An 18,229-nucleotide genomic window follows, 5' to 3' on the forward strand; every position below is an offset into this window, starting at 1 on the left:
GCAGGCGTCCGCTCCGCACGCGCCCGCCCGACTCGGAACGACACCATCGCTGTCGTAGGACCTCGACGTTGTCCCGTGGGCCGCAGGCGTCCGCTCCGCACGCGCCCGCCCGACTCGGAACGACACCATCGCTGTCGTACGACCTCGAGTTTGTCGCGCGGGCCGCAGGCGTCCGCTCCACACACCCATGCCCGACTCGGAACGACACCATCGCTGTCGTACGACCTCGACGTTGTCGCGCGGGCCGCAGGCGTCCGCTCCACACACCCATGCCCGACTCGGAACGACACCGTCGCTGTCGTACGACCTCGACGATGTCGGAACATGCGCACGCACACGCCGACACCGCGCCCGTCGAACGACTCGTGCGGCGTCGGACCATGCCCACGCACCAGATCCGTCCACATGATCCGACACGACGGACGTCGAACGACACGTGCCGTGTCGCACGATGCGGACGCACGCTGCGGGCCGTGGGGCCGACCACCCACCGGACGGGAGGCTCGGTGCCAGGCCGCCACGGGCCTCCTGGCCGGTGGGCGGTGGCGGATCAGGCGTCGGGCTTGGGGGCCTCGAGCTGGGTGGCGACGATGCGGGGTGCCTCGGACATGAAGCGTCGGACGTCGAGGTCCACGATGATGTCCGACGGGCGCAACGGCCGCGACAGGAAGAGCCCGTCGAGCGAGGTCAGCCGCGAGAGCGCGACGTAGGTCTGCCCGGCGCTGAACACCCGGTTGCCGAGGTCGATCATCGCCCGGTCGTAGGTGCTGCCCTGCGACTTGTGGATCGTCACGGCCCAGGCCAGACGCAGGGGGAACTGCTGGAACTCCCCGATGGTGTCCTTCTTGAGCTCCTTCTTGTCGGCGTCGTAGGAGTACTTGAACTTCTCCCACACCGAGGGCTGGACCTCGAAGGACTCCCCGTCGACGTCGACCCAGACGGTGTCGCGGATGGTCTGCACGACACCGAGTGTGCCGTTCACCCAGCGCTGGTCCGGGTCGTTGCGGAGGAACATCACGTGGGCGCCGGGCTTGAGCTCGAGGGCCTCGTCCGCGGGGAAGTTCCGCCCGCCGAAGTCGCCGTTGACGTCGGCCTTGGCGGTCTTCGTCTTGCCGGGGAGCCGCTCGAGTGCCGCCTTGTTGATCTTCGCGACGGTGTCGTTCCGCGTCGCCAGGGTGATGGCGTCGTCGGGCGCCGGGCGCGCGCCGGCCTCGTTCAGCTGGTTGGCGATGTCCGCGGTCACCCGGCCGTGGCGGACCGCGGTGAGCATCGCGGCGAAGGCGTCGTCACGCTGGCGGTGCACGGTCGCGAGCTCGATGATGTGGAGCTCGGCCTCGAGCCAGACGCGGGCGTCGAAGAACCACAGCGACCGGTAGTGGTCGGTGAAGTAGGCGCGCTCGTCGGCGTCGCCCGGTACCGGCGGCAGCTGGTACGGATCGCCGAACATGACGACCTGGACACCGCCGAAGGCCTCGAACTGGCGCCCGCGGGCCTTCCGCAACGAGCGGTCGATGGCGTCGAGCAGGTCGGCGTTGACCATCGAGACCTCGTCGATCACCAGGGTGTCCATGGTGTTCAGGAGCTTGCGGGTCTCCGGGCCCTGGCGGAGGTCGGCGTCGGCGATGAGGCCGATCGGCAGCCGGAAGAGCGAGTGGATGGTCTGACCGCCGACGTTGAGCGCGGCGACGCCCGTCGGGGCGCAGATGACGACCTGCTTGTCGGTGTTCCAGGCCAGGTGGTTGAGCAGCGTCGACTTGCCCGTCCCCGCGCGGCCGGTGATGAAGACGTGGTCGCGGGTGGACTCGATGTACTCGAAGACCGCGCGCTGTTCGGCGCTGAGTTCCACGCTCATCGGGGGGCCGCCCCGTCGTGCGGCACATCGGGGTCGCGAGTGGGCGGCGCAGGGACGGCGAACGGGTCAGAGACGGCGACCGGGTCAGAGACGGCTACGGGTGCGGTCGTCGTACCGCGCCGGACCTGCACGAACCCGATGACGAGCACGGCGACGACCAGCAGCACGCCGGCCACGACGAGCACCACGCCCGCTCGTGCCTGGTCGACCAGCGGGTCCGGCCCCCACGTGCGACCCATCGCGCCGAACCACGACGCCTGCAGCAGCCCGAGCGGCCCCTGCATCGCGATGCCGAGCGACACCGTGCCGGCAGCGACCACCACGGCGCCGACGGCCCGCACCAGGAACGCCGGCACCGACGCCCGACGGGCCCCGGCGGCGACCGGGGTGAACAGCGTCGGCAGGGCGAGCAGTCCGACCAGCAGGAAGACGACGTCGATGACCGTCCGGCCGATCGGGTCACCGGTGGACCACCGCACGGCCTGCGTGCCGTAGAAGCCCCACCAGACGGCGGCCAGCAGCACGAACGCCGGGAAGGGCTGCACGAGGTAGCGCACGGCGGCGTTGTCGACGAGCACGCCGGTCCACTCGCGGACGCCGGTGCTGTCGTCGTCGCGGGGCAGGACCGCGGCGCGGATGAGCTGCACGGGCGCGGCCGCCCACACCAGCGCCGGGACGACGAGGCCGAGCAGCACGTGTGCGCCGACGTTCGCGGAGATGAGGAAGCGGTCGTACTCGTGGACGGAGCCGGAGGTGGCGACGACGAGGGTGACGACGGCGATCACCGCGGCGACGGAGCGGCGTCCGGGCCAGGACATCCCGCGTCGGCGGAGTCGGACGACCCCCGCGGCGTACGTCGCCGCGATGAGCACGGCGGCCATGAGCCAGAACAGGTCGACGTTCCAGTGGGTGAGCCACCCCCAGGCGCCGGGGGCGTGCGGCAACGGGTCGTCGGTGAGGAGCTCGGCGGGCGACGGGTCCGCCGTCTTGCTCGGAGCGATCTGGGAGACGGGCGGTGCCGTCCGGCCGAGCGCGGCGGCGAACCCGGAGGCGACGCCCATCACCGCGAGCTCCAGCACGATGAGCGTCCAGAACGGGCGGTGCCGTGCGGGTGTCGCGGCGAGGGCGATCACGGTGCGACGGCGCTGCACGGCCCCGAGGACGCCGAGCGCCACGATCGCCCCGATCTTCACCAGGATGAGCACGCCGTACGGGCTGAACAGGTTCGACAGCGCACCGACGCGGATCTGCGCCGACGCCACCCCGGAGACGGCGACGAGCACGAAGCACCCGAGCGCGATGCTGGAGTACCGCCCGACGACGGCGGCCAGACGGTCCTGGGACACGACCCCGCGGATCAGCACGAGCATGACGATCCCGCCGACCCAGAGCGCGGCGCCGACGAGGTGCAAGCCGAGCGCGGTGACGGCGGCGTCGTGGCTGGCGGTCCCCGCTGCGTGGCCCTGCTGCGCGAGCGGGACCAGGCCGATCATCGCGACGCCCGCGGTCAGTGCGACCATGCCGCGCGAGCGCACGGCGAAGCAGAGCACCGTGACGGCTGCCGCGACGAGCACCGTGACGAGCCACGCGAGGCCGAGGTCCGTCCCGGTGAGGAAGACGCCCATCGACTGGCCGAACTGGTCGTCGAGGCTGACCCGGGACCCGGCGACGCTCAGGAAGGTCAGGAAGGTCGTGATGGCCGACACGACCGTCCAGACGCCGGCGGCGGCCGCGGCGACGTCGATCGCGCGGTTCCACTCCGGGGCCGTCTGCGAGAGCCCGACGGTCGCGAGGGCGAGACCGCCGATCGCCGCCGCTGCCGCCAGGTCGACGACGACCCGGGCGATCGGGAGTCCGAACCGGACGACGGGGCCCGGGTCGGCGATGAGCGCGGGGTCCGCTCCCCCACCGATGACGAGGGCGACCAGGACGGACACGAACGCGACGAGCACCAGCACGGCTGGGCCGCTGATGCGCGCGATCCGGTTCACCCGTCAAGCCTAGGCGGTGCCCACCCCGGACAGCACCGGCGACGGCCGACCTGTGGAGAGCGCACCCGCCCCCGCGAACGACGACGGGGACGACCGAAGCCGTCCCCGCCAACGACGACGGGGACGACCGAAGCCGTCCCCGTCGTGCGTCGAACAGTCCTACTTGACCGCAGCCTTGAGCTTCGAGCCGGCGCTGACCTTGACCGAGTCGCTCGCGGCGATCTCGATGGCGTCACCCGTCTGCGGGTTGCGGCCGGTGCGGGCGGCACGGTGCGTCTTCTCGAAGGCGATCCAACCGGGGATCGTGACCTTCGTGCCGTCGGCGACGGAGCCCGAGACGACGCTGAAGAGCGCGTCGACGACGCCGTTGACGGTGGCCTGGCTCTGGCCGGACTCGGCGGCGACAGCAGCGACGAGCTCGGTGCGGTTCAGTGACTTGTCAGCCATTGGGTGTCCTCCTCGGACTTCTTGCGTATCGGTCGGACGCACGAGGCGCCCGGTGCCCTTGGCGGTTGCCCCGGGGCTTCGGACCAGCGGGCCGAGGGCCCGGCGGAACCGGAGTTGAACCTACCAGCCGGGTGCAGTGATTCCTGCCGACTCGCCCGGATTTCCGGGCTTGTCGAGGGTCTGGAGCGACAGAAGTGGCCAATGTGACGACCTTGTCCCCCGAATGCAACGAACACGAACGCAGCGAACGCCCCGCCACCGGTGAGGGTGACGGGGCGTTCGGGGAGTGCGTGCTTACCAGGAGCTCTTCGTGATGCCCGGCAGCTCGCCACGGTGCGCCATGTCGCGGAAGCGGACACGGCTGATGCCGAACTGCGTCAGGTGGCCACGGGGGCGACCGTCGATGGCGTCGCGGTTGCGGTAGCGCACCGGCGATGCGTCGCGGGGGAGCTTCTGCAGCCCCACGCGGGCGGCCTCACGCGACTCGTCCGTGCCGTTCGGGTCCACGAGGGCCTTCTTCAGCTCGAGACGACGCTCGGCGTAGCGCGCGATGATGTCTGCACGCTGGTTGTTCTTCGCGATCATGCTCTTCTTCGCCATGCTTAGCGCTCCTCACGGAAGTCGACGTGCTTGCGGACCACCGGGTCGTACTTCTTCAGCACGAGACGGTCCGGGTTGTTGCGACGGTTCTTCTTGGTCACGTAGGTGAAACCAGTGCCCGCCGTCGAGCGGAGCTTGATGATCGGACGGACGTCCTGACCCTTCTTCGCCATCAGATCTTCTCCCCGCGTGCGAGGACGTCCTTGACGACGGACTCGATGCCGCGAGCGTCAATGACCTTGATGCCCTTCGCGCTGAGCGTGAGGGTGACCTTCCGACGAAGCGAAGGCACGTAGTAGGTCTTCTTCTGCACGTTCGGGTCGAAGCGACGCTTCGTCCGACGGTGCGAGTGCGAGATGTTGTGTCCGAAGCCGGGAACGGCGCCGGTCACCTGGCACACTGCTGCCATGGTTTCCTCCTGATGCATACCGTGCGTCCGATCGGACGCACCCAAGGTCACTTGCCTGGCACACACACGCGCAGGCCACCGGGAGGTGACGTCACGAGGGGGTTGTGTGTGCCGCCCAGTCCGACCGCGAAGGCCGGAACCACGCGACCGCGGCGTTCGCGACGGTCGGAGGGCTGAACAACGGGACCGCGCAAGCGCGGACCAGCCACCAACACTACGCGAGCGCCGGGCGTGTCGCAACCGAGCCGACCCCGGGCCCGACCGCGAAGACGACCACCAGCACCAGCACAAGCACCAGCACCAGCACCAGCACCAGCACCAGCACCACGCTTACCCCGGCAACGACGTCGGCGGCAGCATCGTGAACCGCTCCTGCCGGATCCAGTACATCCCCGTCCGCCGACGCTCCTCCCGTGTGGCGAACCGGTAGCGGAACACCCGCGCCCGCACCGCCAGGGGTCGACGTCCGTCGAACGGGTCGTGCCGCAGGAGCCGGAGGGTCGGTGCGTCCGCCTCGAGCAGCCGCAGGACGAACACCTGGAACCACCGTTCCTCGATCCCGAGCGCCAGGAACCACATCAGCCAGTCGAGCCGCAGGTGGTACGGCGCGAACTGGCCGGGCCGACGCCGGGGATCACCCGGCTTCCCCCGGAACTCGTACGCGCGCCACTCGCCGTCCTCGCCGAGCCCCTCGACGATGACCTCGTCCCGCTGCTGCGTCACGCTGCCGAACGCCCCGTACGCGTTGACGAGGTGCCACCGGTTGAACGACGCGTTCATCAGCTGACGTCGGGACACCAGGTTCCGCGCTGCCGGCACGGACAGCCACAGCAGCAGGACCCCGACGAGCACGGTCAGCACGACGAACCAGGGCGGCGTCGCCGTCGGACCGGCGTCGGCGACCGGCGCCAGGAAGGGCAGGACGGCGGTCACCGATCGGTCGTCGACCGCCGCGAACGCCAGCACGAGCGTGATCCAGTTCAGCCACGCGAAGTTCCCCGACACCACGAGCCACAGCTGGGTGACGAGCACGAGGGCAGCGGCGACCGAGGCGACCGGCTGCGGGGCGAACAGGAGGAACGGCACGACGAGCTGCACCACGTGGGACGCCGCCGTCTCGAACCGGTGCACGGGGCGCGGCAGCAGGTGGGCGGTCCGCGACACCGGGTTGGGCATCGGCTGCGTCTCGTGGTGGTAGTACAGCGCGGTCAGGTCGCGCCAGGACCGGTCACCGCGCATCTTGATCATGCCGGCACCGAACTCCAGTCGGAACACGAGCCACCGCAGGGCGATCAGCACCACGATCGGCGGTGCAACCCGGTCCGACCCGAGGAACGCCACGGTAAACAGGGACTCGACGAGCAACGACTCCCACCCGAAGGCGTAGAAGGTCTGGCCGACGTCGGAGATCGACAGGTACGCGAGCCAGAGCACCAGGAAGCAGACGGCCGGCACCCACGCGGGTCCGAGTTGCGGCACCCCGACGACGACCGCGAACGCGAGGACGGCTCCCCCGACGGCGAGCGTCCGCAGGCGGGCGTCGGTGTACCGCACCCACCGCCACACCACGGGCAGGGTCCGCGCGTACGGCCGTTCCATGAACCGGGGCACCGGCAGCAGGCCCCGCTCCCCGAGCAACGCGGGGAACTGCAGCACTGCCGACACGAAGGCCAGGCACGCGATCGCCGCGACCCCGCGCTGCAGCACGAAGCGGGCGACGTCGTAGTCCGCCGCGCCGGCCCAGCTCGTCCACGTGTCGAGTCCCACGCGCCGTCACCGTACGCGGGGCAGCCCGCACGTGGACACGACCTGGCGGGCGCGGCCCGGACGAGGACCGGCCTGGAGGCACGACCCACCCCCGCCACGCAGCCACCGCCGTGCTGGTGACCGGTGCGCGACCGCACCCGCGTCCGCGACGCGAGCCGAGCCTCCTGTCCGGAGCCCGTGGCCGGAACGCGCCCTACGGCCCTTCGGTCGGCTTCGGTGCCAGCGCCCGCACGATCAGGTCCCCGAGCGCCACCGGCGCCGAGAACATCGGCCAGTGGCCGGTGTCGAGCCCGACGATCGAGAGCTCCTCGGTCGCGACGAGCTCCGCGGCCCAGGTCTGGTGGTCCGCGACCATCGCCGCCAGGTCGGCCGCCGGGATCTCACAGGTGATGACGGTCGCGGGGACCGTGTGGCGGGCCGCGTCCTCGTAGTGGAAGGGGTCGCTCGGCACCGCTGCCGGCTCCGGGACCGCCCGCTGCTCGAACGCGGTGCGCAGCTCCGCCGTCATCCCCCGGACGGTCGCCGGCTCCCAGAAGTCCCACGCCGGCAGCGGCACGACGCCGTCCACGACGGGCAGTTCGTCGTTGACGCAGCCGCCCTCCGGCCCCGGGAACGTGTCGACGTACACCAGGTGCTGCACGAGCGATGGCCGCCGGTCGAGCGCCATGTAGGCGATCGGGCCGGCGCCGGAGTGCCCGACGAGCACGACGGGTTCCTCAGGCGTGGCCACGTCGTCGAGGCGTTCGACCAGCGCGGCGACCTGCTCGTCGAGCGTGTCGCCGTCGCGGGTGACGGCCTCGACCGAGTGGCCGGCCGCGCGCAGCACCGGCACGACCTCGTCCCAGGCGTCCGCCTCGAGCCAGAACCCCGGCACCATGATCACGTGCATGCGCCGGACCCTACGCGCCCGCGCGGGCGGCGGTGCAGGAGGCGCACGCACCGAAGATGTCGACGACGTGGCTGGCGTTCGTGAAGCCGTGTTCGGCCGCGACGCGCTGCGCCCACTGCTCGACCGGGTCGGCCTGGATCTCGACGGTCCGGCCGCAGTTCCGGCAGATGAGGTGGTGGTGGTGCTTGTCCGTGGTGCACGCGCGGTAGAGCGACTCGCCGTCCTGCTGCAGCGAGTCCGCGTCGCCGTCGGTGGCCAGGTCGGCCAGCGCCCGGTAGACCGTCGCGAGCCCGATCGTCGAGCCGCCCTCGCGCAGGTGGGCGTGCAGCGCCTGGGCGCTGACGAAGCCCTCCGACCCGTCGAGCGCGCCGCGCACCGCTTCGCGCTGCCACGTGTTGCGCTTCGGCTTCGGCGTCACGCCGGGGTTCTGGACGGCGTTCATGCTCGGACCTCCTGTGGTGCATCGGTACCGGTCTGGAGGCTCGGTGCGCCCCCGTCGTGCTCGTCGCGGACCGCGACCCGGTCGCGTCCACGGCGTTCCTTCCGCGCGCCGACGATGCGGCACACGACCCAGATGGCGAACGAGATCGACGTCACGTACGGACTGATCGGCAGCCCGCCCCCGAGTGCCAGCAGGATGCCACCGACGACCGACACGACCGCGAACAGCATCGACAGCAGGGGCACCAGCAGCGGGTGCACGGTGAGCCGCAGCGCCGCGGCCGCCGGCGTCACGAGCAGCGAGAGCACGAGGAGCGCGCCGACGATCTGCACCGAGACGGCCGTCGCCAGGCCGAGGGTCAGCATGAACACGAGGGCGAGCGTCCGGACGGGCACCCCGGCGGCCGCAGCGACGTCGGGGTCGACGGACGCGAACATCAGCGGGCGCCAGATGACGATGAGGGTCGCGACGACGATCGCGCTGACGACGATCAGGAAGGTCAGCTGCGGGTTGTCGACCGAGACGATCTGCCCGGTGAGCAGGCCGAACTTGTTCGCCGCGCGCCCCTTGTAGAGCGCCAGGCAGAGGATGCCGAGGCCGAGCCCGAACGGCATGAGCACGGCGATGATCGAGTTGCGGTCGCGGGCCCGCGAGCCGAGCACGCCGATGAGCAGCGCCGCGACCACCGACCCGACGAGCGAGCCCGTCACGACGTTGACCCCGAGGAGCAGGGACGCGCTCGCACCCGCGAAGGACAGCTCGCTGATCCCGTGCACCGCGAACGGCATGTTCCGCGCGACGACGAACGGGCCGATCAGCCCGCCGACGATGCCGAGCACCGCGCCCGCGAGGATGGAGTTCTGCACGAGCACGAGGAGCTCGCCGTAGTCCTGGAACGAGAACACCGTCGACCAGACGTCCATCAGATGCGCCCTTCGTCCGGTGCCGCGGCGTTCGGGTCGACGTCGTGGTGGTGGTGGTGTTCGCCGGTGTGGTCGTGGGTGTCGTTCGCGCCGACGATCACGATTCGGCCCATGGTCCGGACGACGTCCACGGGGGTGCCGTACAGGTCCGAGAGCACGTCGGCGCGCAGGACCTCGTCCGGTGAGCCGATCCGGAACCGACCGCCCGCGATGTAGAGGACCCGGTCGACGACGTCGAGGATCGGGTTCACGTCGTGCGTGACGAAGAGCACCGCTGCGCCCTGCTGTCGACGCTGTCGGTCGATGAGCTCGGTGACGCCGCGCTGGTGCCGGAGGTCGAGGGAGATGAGCGGCTCGTCGCACAGCAGCAGTGCGGGGTCGGCGGCGATGGCCTGCCCGACCCGGGTGCGCTGCTGCTCGCCGCCGGACAGCTCGGACACGGGCGCGTTCGCGAACGCCGTCGCCCCCACCTCGTCGACGATGCGGTCGATGCGCTCGCGCTCGGCCTTCCGTTCGGGCCTGACGCCCCAGCGGTGCCCGGTCACGCCCTGCGCGATCATGTCCCGCGCGCGCAGCGGGGTGCCGGACTCCATCAGGCGCTGCTGCGGGATGTACCCGATGCGTCGGTGCCCGCGTCGGACCGGCTGCCCGAGGAACGCCATCGAGCCGCTGGTCAGCCGCTGCTGCCCGAGGACCGTGCGCAGGAGCGAGGTCTTGCCGGCACCGTTCGGCCCGAGCACGGCGAGGAACTCCCCCGGCGCGACGTCGAGGTCGAGTCCGCTCCACAGCTTCCGTGTGCCGTACGACAGGCCCGCGTCACGGAGCGCGAGCACGGCGGAGCCGCCACTGCGCTCGGAAGTGACGGCTCGCGTCGGTTCCTGGACCGTCGTCACTTGGTCAGTGCCGCCTGCACCGCGTCGATGTTCGCCTGCTGCCACGAGACGTAATCCTCCCCCTTCGGGAGCGTCTCCGTGACACCGACCACCGGGACGTCAGCGCTCTTGGCGGCCTTCTCGACCTGTTCGGTCTCCGGGCTGGAGGTCTGCTCGTTGTACGCGAGCAGCCTGGCCTTCCCGCCCGAGAACAGCTTGACGGTGTCGTTGAGCGCGGCCGGCGGGACGTCGTCGCCCTCCTCGATCGCCTCGGAGAAGTCCGGCGGCGTGACGTTGTCGAGGCCCATCGCGTCGAACAGGTACCCGGGCACCGGCTCCGTGTACGCGACCTCCTCCCCGTCGACGGTCTTCTTCACGGCGGCCGTCTGCGACTCGAGGTCCTGCAGCTTCGTGGTGAGCGCGTCGGCGTTCTTCGTGAAGGTCGCCTCGTCCGCGCTGTCGAGCTGCCCGAGGCGCTTCGTGACGTCCGCCACGAGCTTGACCATGGTCGGGTAGCTGTAGAACACGTGCTCGTTGAACTCCGCGTCGCCGCCCGTGTCGAGCCCGGAGAGCTTCACCACGTTGATGGTGTCGGCCTTCGTGTTCGACGACTTCGCCAGCGTGGTCATGAAGTCGTCGTACCCGCCACCGTTCTCGATGAGCAGGTCGGCCTTGGACACCGCGAGCTGGGTCGTCGCGCTCGACTCGAACGAGTGCGGGTCCTGCGACGGGTCGTTCAGGATGCTCGTCACCTGCACGTGGTCGCCGCCGATCGTCTCCACGATCGAGCCGTACACGTTGGTGGAGGCGACGACCCGGACGGTGCCGTCGTCGGACGCGTCCGAGGAGGCGGAGGACGTGGCGCACCCGGTCAGGGCGAGCGCAGCGGCGCCGACGACGAGCGGCAGGGCGAGGAGGCGGGAGTGCATGGTCACGACGCTAGCGCTTCGTGAGAACGATTGTCAAAACCGGTATCACCTGGCTGCACGATCCGCGGCTACGGTGATGGAACTCCGACGGCAGGACCGGGCAGTACCCATCGTGACCACCACCCACCCACCTCCCGACGGCCCGGCCGAACTCGGCGCGCTGTTCGACCAGCACGGCCGACGGATCCTGCTCTACCTCGCTCGCCGGACGGACCTGCAGACCGCCGAGGACGTCCTCGGCGAGACCTTCGTCATCGCGCTCACCCGGTGGGACGCCCGGGACCCGGACCGCGGCGATCCCCTGCCCTGGCTGTTCGGCATCGCCACGAACCTGCTCCGTCGCCACTGGCGCTCCGAGGCCCGCGCCCGCCGCGCCCTGGCGAGGGCAGCCGAACCGGACCTCGTCGAGGACGACCCGAGCGACCGGGTCGACCGAGAGCGGGCCGTCCGTGCCGTCGTGCGAGAGCTCGACCGGATGCGCCCGGCCGTCCGCGACACCGTCCTCCTGCACGCCTGGGCCGAGCTCACCTACGAGCAGATCGCCGCCGCCACGGGCGTGCCCGTCGGCACCGTCCGCTCCCGACTCAACCGCGCCCGCGCCGCCCTCCGCGCGACACCGGACCTGCCGACCACCCTGAACGGAGAACTCCGTGCCTGACTTCACCACCCTCCGCGCCGTCCGCTCGGAGGTCGACGACCTGCCGCCCGCCGTCGTCGACGCCGCCCTGCACCGCGCCAGGGCGCGGATGTCCGCAGCACCCGTCGCACCCGTCCGCCGTCGACGACCGGTCCTGCTCACCGCCGCCGCGGTCGTCGCCGTCGGGGCGCTGACCGGCGCAGTCGTCGGCGTCGCGCACCTGACCGCCCCGGATTCCGCAGCGGCGGCGACCCTGCACGACGCCGCACGCGCCGCAGCCGCCTCCGGCAGCGCGTCCCCCGCGGCCTACACCCGGGTGACGGTCACGGAGCTGGCGCTCGGGTACGCGACGAGCGACGGCGAGCACTACGACGAGGGGTACCTCGCGCCGACCACGACAGTCACCTGGGTCCCGCGGTCCGTCGCCGGGCAGTGGGTCCGGCAGTCCTGGTCCGAGCCCGCCACGGTCTTCTACGGCGGCACTGCCGCACGGGAGGCTGCCCGTTCGGACTTCGCGACCAGCGCCCACCGTGACGACCCTGCACGCCAGCGGGCCCTCGCCGGAGCGTTCACGAACGGGGAGCTCGGGGGCACGGCACCCGGCACGCTGACCGCGGTCGACGTCGCCGGTCTCCCCCGGGACCCGGCGGCGCTCGTCCGGCGGATCGAGGACGCCCCGCGGGCGAAGGGCGCCTCCGACACCGAGCACGTCTTCGACACGGTGGCGTCGTTCCTGCGCCTGGGCATCGTCCCGGAGGACCTGCGCGCGACGATGTTCGAGGTGCTCGCCGACCTGCCCGGCATCGTCGTGACGGAGGAGCAGACCTCGCTCGACGGTCGGCGCGGCACCGCCATCGGCCTGTCGGAGGAGGGCGACGACCTGCGGCAGGAGGTCATCATCGACCGATCGGGCGGGGAGTACCTCGGCGAGCGCACCCTGCAGACCCGGCGGACCGGCAGCATCCCGGCCGGCACGGTGGTCGACTCCGCGTCCGTGGTGACCACCCCGGTGGGCAGCGTTCCCGAGAACTGACCGGTCGGCGGATGGTGCCGGACGACAGACGGGAAGCTCGGTGCCAGCTGGCACCGAGCCTCCCGTCGTTGAAGGGGTCGCGTCGCGACTACGCCTTGGTGAGGTCGTCCACCGAGGCCGAGGCGATCTCGTCCTCCGGCTCGCGGCCGGGGGTCCCGAGGTTCCACTTCTTGATCACGAAACTGAACAGGAAGTAGTAGACCGCCGCGTACGCCAGGCCGATCGGGATGAGCCAGATCGCCCCCTGCGCCTTGCCGAAGTTCAACACGTAGTCGATCGCACCGGCGGAGAACGAGAAGCCGTCGTGGATGCCCAGGGCATTCACGAGGGCGAGCGACGTCCCCGTCAGCACGGCGTGGATCACGTACAGCGGCCAGGCGACGAACATGAACGAGTACTCGAGCGGCTCGGTGATGCCGGTGACGAACGAGGTCAGGGCGGCCGAGAGCATGATGCCGCCGACGAGCTTGCGCTGCGACGGGCGGGCGTTGCGCCAGATGGCCAGGGCGCCGGCCGGGAGCGCGAACATCATGATCGGGAAGAAGCCGGTCTGGAAGATGCCGGCGGCGGGGTCACCCGCGAGGAAGCGCGCGATGTCACCGTGGTAGGTCACGCCACCGGTGGTGAAGGACCCGAGCTGGAACCACGGGAAGAAGTTGAGCAGCTGGTGCAGCCCGATCGGGATGAGCATGCGGTTGACGAACCCGAAGATGCCGCCACCGATGACGGGCTGGGACGTGACCTGCTCGCCGACCCAGGTGAGCCCCTGGTCGAAGTAGCGGTACACGAAGGACATCAGCACCGCGATGATCAGTGCGGCGACGGCGGCCAGGATCGGCACGAGACGACGACCCGAGAAGAAGCCGAGGAAGTCGGGCATCTTCGTGCGGTGGAACCGGGTCCACAGACCCGCGGAGACGAGCCCCATGATGATGCCGCCCAGGACGCCGAAGTTGATCGTCGCCTGGTTGCCGGACGAGTCCTTCACGCCCTCGAGGACGATCGGCGACATGGCCGCGAACACCTGGTACATGACCATGTAGCCGACGACCGCGGCGAGGGCCGTCGTGCCGTCCGACTTCTTCGCCCAGCCGATCGCGATGCCCACCGCGAAGAGCAGCGGCAGCCAGGTGAAGACACCGTTGCCGGCCGCGGCGACGATCGTCGCGCCCTTCTCGAAGCCGGGGATCGCACCCAGCATGTCGCTCTGGCCGAGACGGAGCAGGATGCCGGCCGCGGGCATGACCGCGATCGGGAGCAGCAGGCTCCGACCGAGTCGCTGCGCATTCGCGAAGACCCTGCTCTGCTTCTTCGGCGTCTTCTTCTCCGGCACATCCGTGGTTGCAGCAGTGCTCATCGGAGGTCCTCTCGTCATCGGGTGGAGCTGGTCGGGGTGAGTTGAGTCGTGCAGCCGGCGCCGGTACTCTCAGCAGTGTCGCGAGGTCCGGTCCTGTCCGGTCATGACCAGTACGTAGTGTCGACGACCTGTGTACTGACTGTCAACCTGATCGCGAAGCCGTAACGAGGAGGAAACAGATGGCCGACATCAAGGCAGCCGACATCATCGCCGCACTCGGCGGAGCCGACAACATCGAAGAGGTCGAGGGCTGCATCACCCGCCTCCGCGTCGAGGTGGAGGACGGCGACCTCGTCGACAAGGACGCCCTCAAGACCGCCGGCGCCCAGGCCGTCGTCGGTGGCGGCACCGGCTGGCAGGTCATCGTCGGCCCGATCGCCGACAACCTCGCGCAGGACATCCAGGACGAGCTGTGACGGCTGTCCGCACGCCGTTCGCCGGGCCGGTCGTCGCACTCGCCGATGTGCCGGACCCGGTGTTCGCCGGACAGCTCGTCGGTGCCGGGGTCGCAGTCGACCCGACGGGCGTCGACGGCACGGTCACCGCGGTGGCACCGGTCGACGGCACCATCGTGAAGCTGCACCCGCACGCGTTCGCGCTGCAGGGCTCGGCGGGCACGGACCTGCTCGTGCACGTGGGCATCGACACCGTGAAGATGGCCGGCGAGGGCTTCGAGCTCCTCGTCGCCGAGGGTGCCACCGTCGCCGCCGGGGACCCCGTCGTCCGGTTCACGCCCGCCACGATCACCGCCGCCGGCTACTCGCCGGTGTGCCCGGTGGTCGTGCTCGGTTCCGCGCCGGACTCCGTCGCGCAGGACGCCGTCGGCACCACCGTCGCTTCCGGCGACACCCTCTTCACGGTCTAGCGGCCGCGGGTCGGCCGGCCGGCGCCGGGCGCGCCGCCGGTGCGGGCGCACGCCGGTCGGCGCCGAGACTCGGCGCTGCGGACACGTTCGTGGGTCGGCGCCCGCGGAAGTGTCCGCTGGGCCGAGTCTCGGCCCACTCGCGCGCGACGCCGCAGCGCGGCCGACGCGGCCGCGGCCGCTACGCGACGGCGCGAGTGGCCGTGACCTCCATCTGCACGCGGTAGCGGTCGGACCGGTACCACGAGCGGGCGTGCTCCACGGGGCGGTCCCCCGCGTAGGACACCCGGTCGAACTCCAGCACGGGGGCGCCGGTCTTCGTTCCGAGCAGGGTCGCGACGTCGTCCGCCGCGGGCTTCGCCGCCACGGTCTGCTGTGCCCGGTCGATGGGCAGCCCGTACTCGTTCGCGACGATGGAGTACACCGACCCGGACAGGTCGTGCTCGAGCAGCCCGGGGAACGCGTCCGCCGCGAGCCAGGCGTCGTCGATGGACACCGGGGCACCGTCGGCCATGCGCAGGCGCTTCAGGTGGTACGCCGTGTCGTGCTCCCCCAGCCGCAGTGCCGCGGCGGTGTCGGACGGGGGCACCCGTTCCTCGCGGATGAGCACCACGGTGGTGGGGACGTGCCCCATCGCCCGCATCTCCTCGGTGAACGACGCGAGGTGCAGCGTCGACTGGACTGGCCGGTGCGCGACGAAGGTGCCCTTCCCGCGGACCCGTTCGAGGTAGCCCTCGTTGACGAGCTGGCCGAGGGCCTCGCGCACCGTGATCCGCGAGACGCCGTACTCGGCGATGAGCTGCCGCTCCGACGGGATCGCCGCACCCGGAGCCAGGCGGACGGTCGCAAGCTCGAGCAGGATGCGCCGGAGCTGCTGGTGCTTCGGCTCGGCACCCTCGGTGATGCGGGTCGTCATCGGCTCCTCGTGCTCCATCGCGGTGGTTCGGTGACTGGTCATGGGCGGACATGACCAGTTGTCCTCAGACTACCGAGTCACCCTCCATGCGTCGATGCCGCACACCCGGAGTTCATCCGTCCGGCCGATGCCCGACGGCGGATGGTCCGCTTCGATGGGACGCATGACCGCGATCCGACTCGGCACCGTGGGGGCTGTGGTCCTCGTGACGACGCTCCTGCTGACGGTCGCGCACGGGGACTCGTGCTGGGTCGCGGCGCTCACACTCGTGCTGTGCGCCGCCGTCGCCGCGGTGATCGCCGGGCAGCCGCGGGACGGCGGCCGGGTCGACTGACCGCCCGGGTCAGGCGTTCGCGACGAGCCAGCGGTGTTGCTCGGCTGACAGGGCTCGGTCGGACCAGACCTGGCGCTCGACACCAGCCGGGGTCGGCGCCGCGGTGGTGCCCTGCCACACGAGCGAGAGCCCGGCGCGCGCGAGCACCCGGGACGAAGCCGGGTTGTTCGTCAGGACCCGGCCCGTGACGGGGACACCCGGGGCGATGTCGCCGGCGGCCGTGACGGCAGCCTGCGCGATCTCGGTCGCGTAGCCCTTGCCCCAGGACTCCGGCGCGAGCCGGTAGCCGAGGTTCCAGACGCCACCTGCGGTCATGTCAACGCCGCCGGCCCCGATGACCTCGCCGGTGTCGATCGACCGTGCGGTCCACGACCCGAGGCCGTGCCGGGCACGCCCACCGATCTTGCGCTGGACGAGGTCCTGCGTCATCGCTCGGGAGGTGTGCCGTCCCGAGGGCAGATGGGTCCACGTGCGGGCGTCCGAGAACACCGCGTGCACGGCGTCCACGTCGGACGGCGTGACCGGTGTGAGCACCAGGCGACCCGTTCGGATCTCCTGTGGGGGCATCAGGAGCTGGTGGACCATGTCACGATCATCGCCCCGACCGCCGACATCCGCGTGAACACCACGCGTTGTTTCCCAGAACGTGCGCGATGGGGAGCACTTTCGCGCGTTGCGGGTCGGAAGGAACGACCCCCTACGCGCGGGACGACTCGCTACGCGCGGAACGACCCGCTGCGCGCGGAAGGACCCCCGCCAAGCGTCGAGCGACCCACCGCCACGAGCGACCCGCCGCCACGCGCCGGCCCGCCCGCTCCGCGGCGCCGCTAGTCGAGCAGGAGCGCCGGCTCCTCGATGACCGAGGCCACGTCGTGCACGAACCGCGACGCGACGTCGCCGTCCACCACGCGGTGGTCGAACGAGGCGCCGATCGTCGTCACCATGCGCGACCGGACGTCGCCGTCGACGACCCACGGCTTCGGCTTGATCGTGCCCATGGCGACGATCGCGACCTGACCCGGGTTGAGGATCGGCGTGCCGGTGTCCATCCCGAAGACGCCGATGTTCGTGACGGTGATCGTGCCGTCGGCCATCTGCGCCGGGCTGGTCTTGCCGTCGCGGGCGGTGATGGTCATGTCCTCGAGCGCCTTGGCCAGCTCGAGCAGCGACATGTCCTGGGCGTCCTTGATGTTCGGCACGATCAGCCCGCGGGGGGTCGCCGCCGCGATGCCGAGGTTGACGAAGTGGTGCACGATGATCTCGCGGTCGGTCCAGGACGAGTTGACCGAGCGGTTGCGGCGCACGGCCCAGATCACGGCCTTCGCCATGATGAGCAGCGGCGAGACCTTCACGCCGGCGAACGTCGGCGAGGCCTTGAGCCGCTTGACGAACTCCATCGTGCGGGTCGCGTCGACGTCGACGAACAGGGACACGTGCGGCGCCGTGAAGGCCGACGTGGTCATCGCCGTCGCGATGGCCTTGCGCACGCCCTTGACCGGGATGGTCTCCTGGCGGACGTCGCCCCACTCGGGCGTCTCGATGTTGCGGAAGACGCTGGCCTGCTGGGCGTGCCGGATCACGTCGTCGCGGGTGACCTCACCGGACAGGCCGGTCGGCACCACGATCGCGAGGTCGACGTCGAGGTCCTTCGCGAGCTTCCGGATCGGCGGCTTCGCCATCACGGCCGGCATCGACGGTCGCGCGGGACGCTGCCCCTGCGCGGCGACGGCGTCGGCGGTGGTCGCCTCGCCCTCGTCGGTCACGACCAGGTCGGTCTCCCGACTGGAGGCTCGGTTCGCCTGGGCAGCGGCCGCTGCGGCCCGGCGGGCGCCCGGCTTGCGGCGCGAGGGGGCACTGGTCGCGGAGCCGTAGCCGACCAGGACGGCGCCGGAGGACTCGTCGGTACCGACGACGGACGCGCCCTCGGCGGCGGGGAGCGAGGCCGGCATGCGGGACTCGGTCGGCGCGG

The 18,229-nt window shown here is 71.2% G+C and carries 21 protein-coding genes; 5 read left to right on the forward strand and 16 right to left on the reverse strand.

The annotated features are described in order from the left end of the window. Nucleotides 1-550: 550 nt before the first annotated feature. From OXR63_RS14255 to OXR63_RS14310, 12 genes are all read right to left on the reverse strand, one after another. On the reverse strand, nucleotides 551-1,852 hold the full coding sequence (locus OXR63_RS14255) for an ATP-dependent DNA helicase (protein WP_267424344.1): 1,302 nt from the start codon (nucleotides 1,850-1,852) through the stop codon (nucleotides 551-553). Then, nucleotides 1,849-3,843, reverse strand: coding sequence for a cytochrome c oxidase assembly protein (locus tag OXR63_RS14260; RefSeq protein WP_267424346.1), 1,995 nt, complete (start codon nucleotides 3,841-3,843; stop codon nucleotides 1,849-1,851). Before OXR63_RS14260 ends, OXR63_RS14255 begins: the two co-directional genes overlap by 4 nt. A 159-nt stretch (nucleotides 3,844-4,002) precedes the next feature. Then, a complete protein-coding gene (locus OXR63_RS14265; protein ID WP_056123550.1) occupies nucleotides 4,003-4,290 on the reverse strand; it encodes an HU family DNA-binding protein in 288 nt (95 codons plus the stop codon). Between the two features lie 294 nt (nucleotides 4,291-4,584). Beyond that, nucleotides 4,585-4,890 (reverse strand): 30S ribosomal protein S14, encoded by a 306-nt coding sequence (gene rpsN, locus OXR63_RS14270; RefSeq protein ID WP_267424355.1) that lies wholly within the window; start codon nucleotides 4,888-4,890, stop codon nucleotides 4,585-4,587. Between the two features lie 2 nt (nucleotides 4,891-4,892). Then, on the reverse strand, nucleotides 4,893-5,063 hold the full coding sequence (gene rpmG, locus OXR63_RS14275) for a 50S ribosomal protein L33 (protein WP_056123557.1): 171 nt from the start codon (nucleotides 5,061-5,063) through the stop codon (nucleotides 4,893-4,895). Then, a complete protein-coding gene (rpmB, locus tag OXR63_RS14280; protein ID WP_071279553.1) occupies nucleotides 5,063-5,299 on the reverse strand; it encodes a 50S ribosomal protein L28 in 237 nt (78 codons plus the stop codon). Before rpmB ends, rpmG begins: the two co-directional genes overlap by 1 nt. A gap of 330 nt (nucleotides 5,300-5,629) precedes the next feature. Then, nucleotides 5,630-7,066, reverse strand: a complete 1,437-nt coding sequence (locus tag OXR63_RS14285; RefSeq protein ID WP_267424357.1) for a lipase maturation factor family protein — start codon at nucleotides 7,064-7,066, stop codon at nucleotides 5,630-5,632. Between the two features lie 193 nt (nucleotides 7,067-7,259). Continuing rightward, nucleotides 7,260-7,955 (reverse strand): alpha/beta fold hydrolase, encoded by a 696-nt coding sequence (locus OXR63_RS14290; RefSeq protein WP_267424358.1) that lies wholly within the window; start codon nucleotides 7,953-7,955, stop codon nucleotides 7,260-7,262. A 10-nt stretch (nucleotides 7,956-7,965) separates the two neighbouring features. After that, entirely contained in the window at nucleotides 7,966-8,397 is a 432-nt protein-coding gene (locus OXR63_RS14295) for a Fur family transcriptional regulator (protein ID WP_267424359.1), read from the reverse strand. Then, nucleotides 8,394-9,320, reverse strand: a complete 927-nt coding sequence (locus OXR63_RS14300) for a metal ABC transporter permease (protein WP_267424360.1) — start codon at nucleotides 9,318-9,320, stop codon at nucleotides 8,394-8,396. Before OXR63_RS14300 ends, OXR63_RS14295 begins: the two co-directional genes overlap by 4 nt. Beyond that, nucleotides 9,320-10,213 (reverse strand): metal ABC transporter ATP-binding protein, encoded by an 894-nt coding sequence (locus OXR63_RS14305; protein ID WP_267424361.1) that lies wholly within the window; start codon nucleotides 10,211-10,213, stop codon nucleotides 9,320-9,322. Before OXR63_RS14305 ends, OXR63_RS14300 begins: the two co-directional genes overlap by 1 nt. Continuing rightward, nucleotides 10,210-11,121 (reverse strand): metal ABC transporter solute-binding protein, Zn/Mn family, encoded by a 912-nt coding sequence (locus tag OXR63_RS14310; protein ID WP_267424362.1) that lies wholly within the window; start codon nucleotides 11,119-11,121, stop codon nucleotides 10,210-10,212. The genes OXR63_RS14305 and OXR63_RS14310 overlap by 4 nt, the downstream gene beginning before the upstream one ends. A 112-nt stretch (nucleotides 11,122-11,233) precedes the next feature. On the opposite strand from OXR63_RS14310, the gene OXR63_RS14315 reads away from it, so the two are divergent. Both OXR63_RS14315 and OXR63_RS14320 read left to right on the forward strand, forming a co-directional pair. Continuing rightward, nucleotides 11,234-11,779, forward strand: a complete 546-nt coding sequence (locus OXR63_RS14315) for an RNA polymerase sigma factor (RefSeq protein ID WP_267424363.1) — start codon at nucleotides 11,234-11,236, stop codon at nucleotides 11,777-11,779. Beyond that, nucleotides 11,772-12,791 carry a CU044_5270 family protein gene (locus tag OXR63_RS14320; RefSeq protein ID WP_267424364.1) on the forward strand — a complete coding sequence of 340 codons (1,020 nt, stop codon included), beginning with the start codon at nucleotides 11,772-11,774 and terminating at the stop codon, nucleotides 12,789-12,791. The genes OXR63_RS14315 and OXR63_RS14320 overlap by 8 nt, the downstream gene beginning before the upstream one ends. A gap of 88 nt (nucleotides 12,792-12,879) precedes the next feature. Here OXR63_RS14320 and OXR63_RS14325 read toward each other — a convergent pair whose 3' ends face one another. Beyond that, complete coding sequence (locus tag OXR63_RS14325) at nucleotides 12,880-14,148, reverse strand: PTS transporter subunit EIIC (protein WP_267424365.1); 1,269 nt, start codon at nucleotides 14,146-14,148, stop codon at nucleotides 12,880-12,882. A 179-nt stretch (nucleotides 14,149-14,327) separates the two neighbouring features. Here OXR63_RS14325 and OXR63_RS14330 point away from each other — a divergent pair, with 179 nt between their 5' ends. Both OXR63_RS14330 and OXR63_RS14335 read left to right on the forward strand, forming a co-directional pair. Next, nucleotides 14,328-14,564 (forward strand): PTS transporter subunit EIIB, encoded by a 237-nt coding sequence (locus tag OXR63_RS14330; protein ID WP_071279534.1) that lies wholly within the window; start codon nucleotides 14,328-14,330, stop codon nucleotides 14,562-14,564. After that, on the forward strand, nucleotides 14,561-15,013 hold the full coding sequence (locus tag OXR63_RS14335) for a PTS sugar transporter subunit IIA (protein WP_194629256.1): 453 nt from the start codon (nucleotides 14,561-14,563) through the stop codon (nucleotides 15,011-15,013). Before OXR63_RS14330 ends, OXR63_RS14335 begins: the two co-directional genes overlap by 4 nt. Nucleotides 15,014-15,191: 178 nt before the next feature. Here OXR63_RS14335 and OXR63_RS14340 read toward each other — a convergent pair whose 3' ends face one another. Next, on the reverse strand, nucleotides 15,192-15,968 hold the full coding sequence (locus OXR63_RS14340) for a GntR family transcriptional regulator (RefSeq protein WP_267424366.1): 777 nt from the start codon (nucleotides 15,966-15,968) through the stop codon (nucleotides 15,192-15,194). Nucleotides 15,969-16,089: 121 nt separating this feature from the next. Between OXR63_RS14340 and OXR63_RS14345 the strand changes: the two genes are divergently transcribed. Then, nucleotides 16,090-16,260 carry a hypothetical protein gene (locus tag OXR63_RS14345; protein ID WP_267424367.1) on the forward strand — a complete coding sequence of 57 codons (171 nt, stop codon included), beginning with the start codon at nucleotides 16,090-16,092 and terminating at the stop codon, nucleotides 16,258-16,260. Nucleotides 16,261-16,269: 9 nt separating this feature from the next. Here the strand turns inward: OXR63_RS14345 and OXR63_RS14350 are convergent, their stop codons facing one another. Together OXR63_RS14350 and OXR63_RS14355 are read right to left on the reverse strand one after the other, a co-directional pair. Then, complete coding sequence (locus OXR63_RS14350; protein WP_267424368.1) at nucleotides 16,270-16,845, reverse strand: GNAT family N-acetyltransferase; 576 nt, start codon at nucleotides 16,843-16,845, stop codon at nucleotides 16,270-16,272. A 242-nt stretch (nucleotides 16,846-17,087) separates the two neighbouring features. Beyond that, a partial coding sequence (locus OXR63_RS14355) for a dihydrolipoamide acetyltransferase family protein (RefSeq protein ID WP_267424369.1) occupies nucleotides 17,088-18,229 on the reverse strand: 1,142 nt, incomplete at its 5' end.

Source organism: Curtobacterium sp. GC_Cur_3, assembly GCF_026544205.1.
Classification (GTDB): domain Bacteria; phylum Actinomycetota; class Actinomycetes; order Actinomycetales; family Microbacteriaceae; genus Curtobacterium.